Below are 10640 nucleotides of genomic sequence, written 5' to 3'. Positions count from 1 at the left end.
CGCCCGAGGCCACGAGCCCCCCCTCCTTCGACCACGCGAGCTGCCCCCCGGAGAGAGGGGGGAAGAACCTGCTCCCGGACGCATCGGGGACCTGCACGGTCACGACGGAGTGATGAACGGCGATGGCCAGCGAGGTACCGTCGGGGGAGAAGGCCAGGGAGCGGACTTCCTGCTCGAACCTGCGTTGCCAGCTCCCTCTCAGGTTGCCATCCGCCACGCTCCAGATGCGGACGAGGGCGGTGTCCTCCGTTGCCGCGTCGAAGCCTCCCGTCGCGACGAACGCGCCATCCGGGGAGATCGCCACGGCCGTCGTCCGGTCCGAATGGGGACGGGCGAAGGTCCGGACAGGCGTCAGGTCCGGGAAGCTCCAGACGCGCGTCTCCGTCCGACTGGACGCCACCAGCCGGTGCCCGTCCGGGGAGAACGCCACGCCCACCTGCTGCCCTGGGAGTTCCCAGAACGTGTGGAGCCGGCTTCCGTCCGCGCGCCGGAAGAGCACGAGCTGGCCCGACAAGGTGGCCGCCGCCAGCACGGTTCCGTCCGGCGACAGCGAGGACGCCGCCAGTGCCCCGGCCCCGATGGCCCCACAAGCACGGAACGGCGCGGCGCTCGAAACGGGAAGAACAATCGGAGGAGGAGGAGGCGTCGCGGGCGGAGGGGTCTCTCCCGAGCAGGCGACGAGGCCCACCAGGGTCACGACAGCGGCGATACGAGGGTGACTCTTCAAGCGGCTCCATGACGGAGGGAAAATCCGTCCAGGCGCCCCCTGACTCTTCGCGGATGTCAGCCCTGACCGGAAAACAGCGGACCGGACGAATGCGGCCTTGTTTCTGCCGCGGGCGCCGTCGGCCCGGGACTTGCGATGGAGGTTGCGTCAACGGAGGAACGGATGGGCATTCGCACTGGCGTGGTGGGGGCAGGTCTCGCGGTCATCGCTTTGTTCTCGGGGGGTTGCGGAGACGACGCCCCGACAATTGACACCCAGGAGGGGCCGACGTCCGACCCGTCCGATGGAAACGAAGTTCCCACGTTGCCCCCTCCCGGTTCCTCCGAGGATGGCGGCACACCTCCTCCGGAAGAGGATGGGGGAACGACACCGGATGACGGCGGATCACCCGACGCCGGGCCGACGCCCGACCCCGGCGAGCCCCAGGACGCGGGGCCCTGGCCGGGCGACGCGGTGCTCGACTACTCGCGCTCGTTTGGCGTGGGCACACCGCGAAGCGTGGGGCTCGATGAAGGGCTGAACCTCTGGCTCCTCGACGGTCGCCGCATTGGCGTGCTGCGTCCGGGCGACAAGGAGCCCACGTGGACCAGCGACGTCGGGCAGGCACGTCAGCCGTTCGGCGTGGACTCACTCGCTACGGACTCGACGGTCATCTGCGGCGGTGAGGCCGGACGCGCGTACGTGGGCTACAGCGCCGACGAGATGAAGCGCATGGAGGGAGTCGAGCAGCGCACGTACATCCCCAACCCGGGCGACGCGTACTACACGCCCGAACGCTACGCCGAGTACCAGAAGGGAGACCTGGACGCGGTCCGCGTGCAGCCGGATGGAACCGTCGTCCTTGAGGAGCACCTGTGGCGCACCACCGGCGCGTCGAACGCGGGCCGGCAGATTGGCATCCACAACACGAACGACTTCCACTACGAGGAGGACCGCACCGTCCTCAACTGCGCTCGCGTGACGCGCGGCCGGGATCGCGGCGACCTCTACATCACGACGAACCACGGCGTGACGCGCATCCAGGGGCTCACCTACAACAGCCACCGGCACCCGGGCTGGTATCTCTACGAGAACGGCTCCGAGTGGGGATCGCTGCAGTGCCCCTACATGCACGGGCTGGGCATCGCGCCGAACGGGAACGTGCTCGTCGCGAATGAGCAGATGCTCGGCGTGCTCGTGCCCAGCGCGAAGCTGGAGGAGTGGGACCGCGAGCTGACCTGGGATGGCCCCACGCCGTGGATCTTCAAGAGCTTCAACGACGCGCTCAACGGGCAGGCCTCCGATGACTACTGGCGCGCCTTCGAGCAGACCCCGTCCGGTCGCTACTACCTGGGGAGCGCGGAGTTCGGTGTCTGGGCGATGACTCCGAAGTCCCGCTCGACGGGGAACTGGTCGAAGGTCGCGGGGCTGCCCACGAACCGCATCCTCTCACTCAAGGCGACGGATGATGGCGCGCTCTACATCGGCACGAATGGCGCGGGCCTCTGGCGATTGGAGCCGGACGGCACGACGCTGGCGAAGGTGCCGCAGGTGTCGGGCCAGCGCGTCCTGCAGCTCGTCTACGAGCCCACCGTGAAGCCGAGCATGGTGCTCGTCCTCACCGACCAGGGGCTGACCGTCCTCCGCGGGCCGTAAGGCAGACCTGCCTCCCCTGCCCTGCGTCTCTCAGGGTGCGCCAGCCCGGGCCATCTGGCGCACCGCCGTGCTGTCTGGCAGAACGTAGGGCGGGGCCGCCATCACCGTGCGAAGTCCCTGTTTCAGTGAGAGGGATTCCGCGAATGAACCAGCCCCCCGTTTCCAGGCCACACCCATCCCACCCCTTGAGCTGGGTCCGCTTCGTGGTTCTCTGCCTGCTCGGCGTGCAGTTGACGGCTTGCGACGCGGAGCCCCTCCCTGACTCCGACTGTGTGAACGGAACCACGGAGGCGTCCGCCTGCGGGCTGAATGACCGCGGCGCCCAGCACCGGACCTGCGCCGCGGGACAGTGGAGCGACCTCACCCCTTGCGAGGACCCCGACGTCTGCGTGGATGGCGCCGAAGAGTCGCTCGCCTGCGGGTTGAATGGTCGCGGCACCGGGACCCGGACCTGCTCCTCCGGCGCCTGGGGCGAGCCGCGCTGCGAGGACAAGGACAAATGCCGCGACTGGGACTTGGAGACCATTCGTTGTGGTGTGCTCGCCACGCAATCCCGGGAGTGCACATCCGGGCAATGGGGCCCCCTGGGGTTCTGTGATGATCCGGCACCCCTCTCCCTCCAGGTGCCCGGCCGCCAGGACCTGATTCATGATGCCAGACGCAAGCGCCTGTACATCACGACCCGCGAAGGTGGCGGGCAGGTGCGTGTGTTCAGCCTGGTGACGGGCTATTTCGATGCCCCGCTGCTCACCGGCGGCTCCTTCCTGGGCATCGATCTGTCCCCGGATGGCGATACGCTCATCGTCGCCGATGGCGGATTCAGCGCCCCCCGGAACTGGATCCACCTCATCGATCTCAAGACGGGGACGTCGCGCCGGATCGAGTTCGATCTGGAGTCAGGCGAAGGAGGAACGTTCATGGCGCTCTTCACCTCCAACACCGAAGCCCTCGTCTCATCCGACTACAACGGCTCTGGCTGGAGTCCCTTGCGCAAGGTCGACCTGGTGACCGGCGCGGCCACCTCGCTCGCGCTCGCGGCCGTGAACACCATGCTGACCCTGTCCGCTGACGGCTCCACGGTCGCCTATGCGCAGTCGAACACCTCCAGCGGCAATTGGGGACGGTACAAGGTCGGAGCACAGACCTTCGCGAATGCGATGACTGGTTGGTTCGTCCGTGAGGCCGCCGTCAGCCGGGACGCGTCCCAATACGCCGTCCCGACCTACAACGGGCTCTACGTCTTCAACAGCGACCTCGCCTCGCCGACCCTGTTGGGGACCTATGCCAGGCAATTGCCCACCGGGGCAGTGTACAGCCCCGTCTCCGACGAACTCTATCTGGCGTGGACCGGCGCGAAGACATCCATCGACGTCTACAGCACCAAGACCTTGCGCAAGTTGCGCGACATCGAATTGAAACCGGGGCTCTTTCAAGACTTCAGCGACCATGCCTTCAGTGGCGGGCGGATGCGGGTCTCTCGCGATGGCGCGTGGCTCTTCGCCACCACCGGGACGGACGGCGTGGTCATCTACCCCACCCGGCGGTGAGGCGAGGGCCCGCAGCCCTCGCGGCACCGGAGTGGCTCACTCCGCGCGGCCCTGCGCGTTCTGCCACCGCTGGCCCGAGCTGTAGTTGACCGGGATCCACCGGTAGCCCTTGCCCTCCGCGCTCAACCGGCCCAGGCCAGGAAAGGGCATGTGCGCGAGGCCGATCAGGTCGCCGCGCCTCGCGGCCTCCGTGAACGCACGCGCTCGCTGGGCCGCCGCCGCACGCTCATCGATGTCGTAGGCGACCGTCACCGACGGCTCGCGCAGTTGCACCGAGCCGAAGTGCATCAGGTCGCCCCACAAGGCCAGCCGCTGGCCACGGCTCTCCACGACGTAGGCGCTGTGCCCGGGCGTATGGCCCGGGGTCGACATGGCCCGGATGCCCGGGACGAGGGTGTCCCCGTCTCCGAACGTCTTCAGCTTCCCCGCGACCTGGTACGGCCCCACCATCGCCCGGGCCTCCTCGAAGTACTTCGGGTCCACCGGTCCCTTCGCCGTGTTCTCGCGACCGAGCCAGAAGCCCGCCTCTCGCGCGTGCACCTGGAGGATGGCGTTGGGGAACGCCCGGCTCACGTTGGACATGAGTCCGCCGGAGTGGTCGGAATGGATGTGCGTGAGCAGCACCACGTCAATCTGCTCCGGCTGGTAGCCCGCGGCCCGGAGGCTCTGCTGGAGCTGGCCTCCCACGCCGGGGCCGAAGAAGCCCCCCACGCCGGTGTCCACGAGCACCAGTGCCGTGCCGGTGTTGATGACGAACGCGTTGATGGACAGCTCGACCGGATCCGCCAGGTGGTCGCGCGAGAGCAGCTCCCTCACCCGCTCCGGCGTCGTGCGCGTCGCCACCTCGCTCACCGTCTGGGGAACGGTGCCGTCGGACAGCACGGTGACTTCGAAGTCGCCGAGCAGCATCCGATGGTAGCCGGGCGACTGGGTCCGCACCTGGGGCGCGGCCGCATGGACGGCGGACGGAAGCAGTGGAGCGCCGGCCAGCATCAGCAGGGTGAGGGCGCGAGAGACAGCGTGGAAGGCACCGCGAGGCAGGTTCGTTTTCATGGACGAGGAGATACGCCCCGCCTCCTCTGGGATAAACGGGCGCTCTTCACACACTCCGTTTCACCGCTGAAACAATCCGGAGTGCGCGACGAGGCCCTGGGGCCTCCTGTCTGAACGCGGTATGCCGTGCTGGAGGTGGAAGATGGACAGGTTCACGGCGATGGAAGCGTTCGTCCGCGTGGTGGAGAGCGGCTCCTTCACCAAGGCGGCCGACGCGCTGGGCCGCCCGAAGGCCGCGGTGACCCGGCTGATCCAACAGCTGGAGGCGCAGCTGCGCGTGAAGCTGCTGCACCGCACCACGCGCCGCGTGACGGTCACCCCGGAGGGCATGACCTACTACCAGCAGGCCCTGCGCCTGTTGGGCGAGGTGCGGGAGCTGGAAGCCACGCTGTCCCAGACGCGGCGCGGCCCCCGGGGACGCCTGCGCGTGGAGTCGAGCGGGACCATCTCCCGGCTGCTCATCGTCCCCGCGCTGCCGTCGTTCTACGCGCGCTACCCGCAGATGCACATCGAGCTGGGGGTGAGCGACCGCGTCGTGGACCTGCTCGCGGACAACGTCGACTGCGCCATTCGCGGAGGCCCCGTGAAGGACGAGTCCCTGGTGGCACGGCACCTGGGCGACCTCTGCTATTGGGTGTGCGCGTCGCCTCGGTATCTGGAGCGGCACGGCACGCCCCTCCATCCGCTGGAGCTGGCGGGCGCGTCGCACGCGGTGGTCAGCTACTTCTCGTCGCTCAGCGGCAAGGAACTCCCCTTCGTCTTCGTCCGAGATGGCGAAAAATTGGAGGTCCAGGGCCGCAGCCTGCTCACGCTCAACGAAACCAACGCGTACCTGGCCGCCGGGCTCGCGGGCCTGGGCGTCATGTACGCCCCGCGCTTCGTCTTGGAGCCGTACCTGGCCTCCGGGGAGCTGGTGCGGGTGCTGGAAGGCTGGCGGCTCGAACCCCGGCCCCTGTTCCTGGTCTACCCACCCGCGCGGCAGTTGGGCGCCGGGGTGCGGGTCTTCATCGACTGGTTGACGGAGCTGTTCGCGAGCCGGCCGAACCTGTGGCGCGAGGACGGGTAGCGGTCCCGGATCAAACCGTGGGCACCGTTCCACCGTCGATCGTGTACTCGCTTCCATGGATGGAGGCGGCCCGCGCCGACGCCAGGAAGGCGACGAGCTCCGCGACCTCTTCCGGCCAGGACGGGCGCCCGATGGGAATGCCGCCGAGCGCGTCCATGATGCTCTGCCGCGCGGCGGTTTCGTCGGAGCCCGAGTGTTCCGCGATCCGCTTCACCAGGGCCTCCGAGGCGGTCGTGCGGATCCACCCGGGGGCGATTGAATTCACCCGCACGCCCTTGGGTCCCAGCTCCTTGGAGAGGGCCTTGCTGTAGGTCGACAGCGCGGCCTTCGCGGCGGCATACGCGATGGTGGAATCGTGGAGCGGAAGCCGCCGCTGGATGGATGAGATGTGCAGCACCACGCCCCGTCCGCGTTCGATCATCGCGGGAATGAGCGCGCGATCCAGCCGGACCGCGCCCAGGAGGTTGAGCGAAAGCTCCTCCTGCCAGAGTTCATCCGTGAGCGCGGCGAAGCCGCCTCCAGGCGCGGAGGAGCCCCCCAGGTTGTGCACCAGGATGTCGATGCCTCCGAGCTTGTCCTCGACCGTGCGCGCCACCGTGGCCACCCCTTCCGGAGTCCCCAGGTCCGCTTGCACGAAGAGGCCGGGCGTCGAGTCCGCCGGAATCGCAGAGCGTGCGACGGCGACGGTCACCGCGCCCGCGGCGCTGAGCCGACGAACGATGGCCTGGCCGGCACCCTTGGTCCCTCCTGTCACGAGCACGCGCTGGTCCGCGAACTCGCGCGGATCGATGACGAAGCGAGGCATTGCTGTTTCAGACATGGGTTTCTCCTGTGGAGGGATGCCCCCAGGAATGGCGTTAGGCTCGACCGATGACAAGAGCGCACGAAGAAGTGGGTGACCCACCCGCGGGTAAGTATGAGGCGCCACCGACGCCCGAGGCGGCGGCGGAGCGGGTCGAGGAAGCCCTGAAGCTGATGGAAGGACGCTGGAAGCTGGTGATCCTCTTCCAGCTCTTCGGAGGGCGCGTGGTGCGCTTCTCGGAGTTCGAGCGGGCCATTCCTGGCATCTCCCAGAAGATGCTGGCGCAGCAGCTCCGTCAGCTGGAACGCGACGGTCTTGTGACCCGGACCGTGTACGCGGAGGTCCCGCCGCGCGTCGAATATCGCCTCACGCCGTGGGGCCAGTCCCTGTGCCCGGCGCTCGAAGGGCTGCTCCGCTGGGCAGCGGAGCAACCCGTCAGCGCCCCGGGCCGCGTATAGGCTGGGTGCGACCAGAGCTGGAGCGACTACGACGCGGAGCGGGGACGCAAGCTCATCGAGATGATGTCCCCGCGCGAGCCCGGCGAGCCCGGGTGGTTCCAGTTCGCCATCGCGCTGAAGGACACCGACACCCTGGTCGGGGACTGCGCGCTGCGCGTGGATGAGCAGGACCCACGCGTGGGAGAGATTGGCTTCACGCTCTCACGGCACCACCAGGGACAGGGCCTGGGCACCGAGGCCGTGCGGGCGCTGCTGGGCTACGTGTTCAACACGCTGCGCCTGCACCGGATCATCGCCGTGACCGACGCGAAGAACACCGCCGCAGCGGCCGTCCTCGAACGGCTGGGCATGCGGCGCGAGGCACACTTCATCGAGAACGTCTTCTTCAAGGGCGCCTGGGGTGATGAGTTCCAGTACGCCCTGCTCGGCCGTGAGTGGCCGAAGCCCTGAACCTGAGCCAGGAGGGCCCACCGAGTGGCCCCCCGAGCAGACCGTTTCCACGGGCTGGCACCGAAGCCAGACAGGGACGCCGCGAAGCTCAGGCTTCCATCGCCATCCTCAACCCGGCCGGGGGTGGAGCTTGCAGCCGCAGGCGCTCTCCCGTGAGGGGGTGCGTGAACGCCAGCGTCTCCGCGTGGAGCAGGTAGCCGCCATCTCCGGGCAGGCCGGGCTCGCGCTCGCGGGGCAGACCTCCCGAGGCGAACATCGGATCCCCGGTGAGCGGATGGCCGATGTACGCCAGGTGGATGCGGATCTGCTCGGGGCGCCCCGTGTGGATGCGCACCTCGAAGAGGGTCTGTCCGTCACGCCGCTCCAGGACCGTGGCGTGGCTGTGGGACGGCTTGCCCTTCTCGGTCGCCCCGTGCACGGACTCCAGCACGGGGTGGGGTACCAGCCCGATGGGCGCGTGGATGTCATAGGACGCCTGCGCCGCGACCCCGTCCGAGAGCGCCCGGTAGCGCTTCTCCACGTCGCCCTCGCGCCAGTTGCGTGAGAGCTTCGCGGCGGCCTCGTGCGTGCGGGAGAAGAGCACCAGCCCCGACGTCGCCCGCCCCAGCCGGTGCAGCGCGGAGGCCTCCGGCCAGCGCAGCCGGACGAACGACAGCAGCGTGTTCTTGAGGAAGCCGCCGGAGGGCAGCGTCGGCAGTCCACTCGGCTTGATGACCGCGAGCAGCGACGCGTCCTCGTACACCAACTCGAAGCTGTCCGGCGTCACACCCTCCCGCCACGGCGGCCGGTGCCAGCAGAGCTCCTGATGGGCTTGCAGCAGCTCGTCGCCGGTGGCCGTGACGCCGTCCAGCCGCACCTCTCCGCGCACGAAGCGCGCACGCCACTCCTCCTCGGTGGAGTGGCGGTAGGCGCCCGTCAGGTGGGCGAGCGCGGTGCGCCCCACGGACGCGGCGCCAATCCGCTCGCGGTACACGTAGCCGTCGTTCAGGCCGGCGGAGTCATCAGGCTGGGACATCACCCGTGCACTCTACGGTCCGGAGCGCGGGTTCGCGGCAACCATCGAGCGCCCGGCGGGGCGGGCGACATCATGGCGGGCCGCCCTCGGTCTCGACGATGGCCGCGAGGAACAACACATACGTCAGCTCGGCCACGGGGCGCTTCTCCCGCCGGGCCTGGAGGCGCAGCGCCTTGGGTAGGGAGCAGGGCCGCCCCCGCTCACCGTCGCGCATCTGGACGTGGCCCCTTTCGGAGTAGCCCACCACCTGCCAGCCCAGCTTGCACAGCGCCGCACTGAGGTCGTCGGTGAGCTGGTGGTGGATGGCGCGAGCGATGGGCACGGGGCTGAAGCGCTCGCTCGACCAGCTCCCCGCCTCCTCTCGCCAGCCACGGGCGCGCAGGTAGTTCGCCTTGCGCGCCAGCGACAGTCCTCCGACGTGGCGCTCGAGCTTCATCGCAACGCTCGGCGCGGGCAGAAGAGGGACATGAGAGGAGGCTCGCCATATCGCGCCGCCTCCGCATGCACCAGGGCCCCCGAGGGGACCTACTCCAGCATCAGCTTGCGCGCCGCGGCCTGCTTGCGCACCGACTGGATGATGGCCGTATCGAGCGTGTCCGCGCCCTTGTCCTCGGCCTGCTTCACCGCGAGGAACTTCTCACGCTCTGCCTGGAGCGTCTGGATGCGGGCCTGGATGTCCGAGCGCTCCTTCGCCTTCGCATCCACGATGGCCCTGCGCTCCACCACCGACTTGCCCTTCAGCTCCGTCGGCAGCTCCTCCTCCTTGAGCGCTTCCACCTTCACCGTGCCCTTCTTGGCGCCGTCCACCAGGTCCCAACTGGAGTTGTCATAGAGCCGGCTCGCCTTGGACGCCGCGCGCGACGCGGTGGCGCCAGCGCTGACCCCGGCGTTGCTGTCCTGGGCCTCCTGCCGCATCTTGCCCGCGCTTCCTTGCGACCCGTAGCCCATGTAGGTCTTGCTCAAGTCCCCGCTCAGCCGCGCCAGCTCCGCGTCCTGCGGGGCCGCCACGTGGGCCACCGCGCGGTTCTGGTCGATGTTCAGCGCCTGTCCCTGGGCGAGCGCCGCGGCCGCCGTCCACCCCTCCCGGGCCCCCACCTCCGAGGGACCGCAGTGGATGGTGTTCACGATGATGCCGTGCTCCTTCGCGCTGGCGATGGCCGTCGAATAGACGACGGGCCCCTGGGTGAAGGGCTCATTGCCCGCGATGTAGATGAGCTTCAGGTCCTCCTTCGACTTGCTCCAGGACAGTTGGGTGGTGGCCTTCTGGATGGCCTGCCCGCAGTACTCGTCCCCACCGTTGGTGCGCAGCGCGAAGAGCTGCTCGGAGACCTTGTCCAGGTCCGTGGTGAAGGGCAGGAGCTGGCGGATGTAGCCATCCTTCGCGTCGATGTCGGACTTGCCGTACTCGTAGAGGGCGATCTCCAGCCGGGCCATCTGACCGCCGCGCCGGGCCTTCTGGAACGTGTTCACCACCGTCCAGAGCTGACGCCGGGCCTGATCGATGAGGCCATCCATGCTGCCGCTGGTGTCGAGCAGCAGGGCGATCTGCACCCGGGGCGCGGACGTCGCGGCGTCCACCACCGCGGGCGCGGGGCCGGCGGGCTCCTTCTGAGCGACGGGCGCCACCGAGCCCGTGGGCGCGGCCGGGGTCCTGGCGAGCGAGACTTGAGGAAGGGCGAGCAGGCCAAGACCGAGGGCGAGGGACTTGAACATGGGGGTTCTCCAGCGGGATGACGCGAGCGGCGCGGGAGACCCGTGCCGTCAGGTTTCCCTTGAACGAACGGGCCGCAGAAAAGGTCTGACCCTGTTGTCCAACGGGGCGCCGGGGGCCCCGTGCCTCACACCCCGGGCGCCGTCCCCCGTATATTTCCCCGCATGAAGGAAGCT

General features: G+C 69.0%; 10 protein-coding genes and 1 pseudogene. 5 read left to right on the top strand and 6 right to left on the bottom strand.

Going from position 1 to position 10640, the window contains the following annotated elements:
* A partial coding sequence (locus D7Y13_RS31130) for a WD40 repeat domain-containing protein (protein WP_369333602.1) occupies window positions 1–727 on the bottom strand: 727 nt, incomplete at its 3' end.
* A gap of 162 nt (window positions 728–889) precedes the next feature.
* Here D7Y13_RS31130 and D7Y13_RS31125 point away from each other — a divergent pair.
* Window positions 890–2362 (top strand): hypothetical protein, encoded by a 1473-nt coding sequence (locus D7Y13_RS31125; protein ID WP_120583998.1) that lies wholly within the window; start codon window positions 890–892, stop codon window positions 2360–2362.
* A 143-nt stretch (window positions 2363–2505) separates the two neighbouring features.
* Window positions 2506–3909, top strand: a complete 1404-nt coding sequence (locus D7Y13_RS31120) for a YncE family protein (protein WP_120583999.1) — start codon at window positions 2506–2508, stop codon at window positions 3907–3909.
* Window positions 3910–3945: 36 nt separating this feature from the next.
* Here D7Y13_RS31120 and D7Y13_RS31115 read toward each other — a convergent pair whose 3' ends face one another.
* Window positions 3946–4962 carry an MBL fold metallo-hydrolase gene (locus D7Y13_RS31115; RefSeq protein ID WP_233595600.1) on the bottom strand — a complete coding sequence of 339 codons (1017 nt, stop codon included), beginning with the start codon at window positions 4960–4962 and terminating at the stop codon, window positions 3946–3948.
* Between the two features lie 142 nt (window positions 4963–5104).
* On the opposite strand from D7Y13_RS31115, the gene D7Y13_RS31110 reads away from it, so the two are divergent.
* Entirely contained in the window at window positions 5105–6028 is a 924-nt protein-coding gene (locus tag D7Y13_RS31110) for a LysR family transcriptional regulator (protein WP_120532633.1), read from the top strand.
* A 10-nt stretch (window positions 6029–6038) separates the two neighbouring features.
* Here D7Y13_RS31110 and D7Y13_RS31105 read toward each other — a convergent pair whose 3' ends face one another.
* The gene (locus tag D7Y13_RS31105; RefSeq protein ID WP_233595601.1) at window positions 6039–6848 is read right to left on the bottom strand and encodes an SDR family oxidoreductase; all 810 of its coding nucleotides are present in this window, start codon (window positions 6846–6848) and stop codon (window positions 6039–6041) included.
* A 71-nt stretch (window positions 6849–6919) separates the two neighbouring features.
* On the opposite strand from D7Y13_RS31105, the gene D7Y13_RS31100 reads away from it, so the two are divergent.
* Complete coding sequence (locus tag D7Y13_RS31100) at window positions 6920–7288, top strand: winged helix-turn-helix transcriptional regulator (RefSeq protein WP_233595602.1); 369 nt, start codon at window positions 6920–6922, stop codon at window positions 7286–7288.
* A gap of 36 nt (window positions 7289–7324) precedes the next feature.
* A pseudogene (locus tag D7Y13_RS31095) lies at window positions 7325–7738 on the top strand (GNAT family N-acetyltransferase); the annotation flags it as partial.
* A gap of 88 nt (window positions 7739–7826) precedes the next feature.
* On the opposite strand, the gene D7Y13_RS31090 reads toward D7Y13_RS31095, so the two are convergent.
* The 3 genes from D7Y13_RS31090 to D7Y13_RS31080 all read right to left on the bottom strand — a co-directional run bounded on the left by D7Y13_RS31090 (window position 7827) and on the right by D7Y13_RS31080 (window position 10466).
* The gene (locus D7Y13_RS31090) at window positions 7827–8753 is read right to left on the bottom strand and encodes an RluA family pseudouridine synthase (protein WP_120584001.1); all 927 of its coding nucleotides are present in this window, start codon (window positions 8751–8753) and stop codon (window positions 7827–7829) included.
* 70 nt (window positions 8754–8823) lie between these two features.
* Window positions 8824–9189, bottom strand: a complete 366-nt coding sequence (locus tag D7Y13_RS31085; RefSeq protein ID WP_120532628.1) for a hypothetical protein — start codon at window positions 9187–9189, stop codon at window positions 8824–8826.
* Window positions 9190–9278: 89 nt separating this feature from the next.
* Window positions 9279–10466, bottom strand: coding sequence for a vWA domain-containing protein (locus D7Y13_RS31080; RefSeq protein ID WP_120584002.1), 1188 nt, complete (start codon window positions 10464–10466; stop codon window positions 9279–9281).
* Window positions 10467–10640 lie beyond the last annotated feature (174 nt).

This window comes from Corallococcus praedator, assembly GCF_003612125.1.
GTDB lineage: Bacteria > Myxococcota > Myxococcia > Myxococcales > Myxococcaceae > Corallococcus > Corallococcus praedator.
Note: the sequence above shows the minus strand (reverse complement) of the source record. Positions and strands in the feature narration are given on the sequence as shown.

Bases quoted from the DNA above. Each gene is read 5' to 3' on its own strand.
- D7Y13_RS31110 (WP_120532633.1), top strand. From the start codon at position 5,105: ATGGACAGGTTCACGGCGATGGAAGCGTTCGTCCGCGTGGTGGAGAGC.
- D7Y13_RS31090 (WP_120584001.1), bottom strand. From the start codon at position 8,753: ATGTCCCAGCCTGATGACTCCGCCGGCCTGAACGACGGCTACGTGTAC.
- D7Y13_RS31085 (WP_120532628.1), bottom strand. From the start codon at position 9,189: ATGAAGCTCGAGCGCCACGTCGGAGGACTGTCGCTGGCGCGCAAGGCG.
- D7Y13_RS31080 (WP_120584002.1), bottom strand. From the start codon at position 10,466: ATGTTCAAGTCCCTCGCCCTCGGTCTTGGCCTGCTCGCCCTTCCTCAA.
- D7Y13_RS31120 (WP_120583999.1), top strand. From the start codon at position 2,506: ATGAACCAGCCCCCCGTTTCCAGGCCACACCCATCCCACCCCTTGAGC.
- D7Y13_RS31105 (WP_233595601.1), bottom strand. From the start codon at position 6,848: ATGTCTGAAACAGCAATGCCTCGCTTCGTCATCGATCCGCGCGAGTTC.
- D7Y13_RS31125 (WP_120583998.1), top strand. From the start codon at position 890: ATGGGCATTCGCACTGGCGTGGTGGGGGCAGGTCTCGCGGTCATCGCT.
- D7Y13_RS31115 (WP_233595600.1), bottom strand. From the start codon at position 4,962: ATGAAAACGAACCTGCCTCGCGGTGCCTTCCACGCTGTCTCTCGCGCC.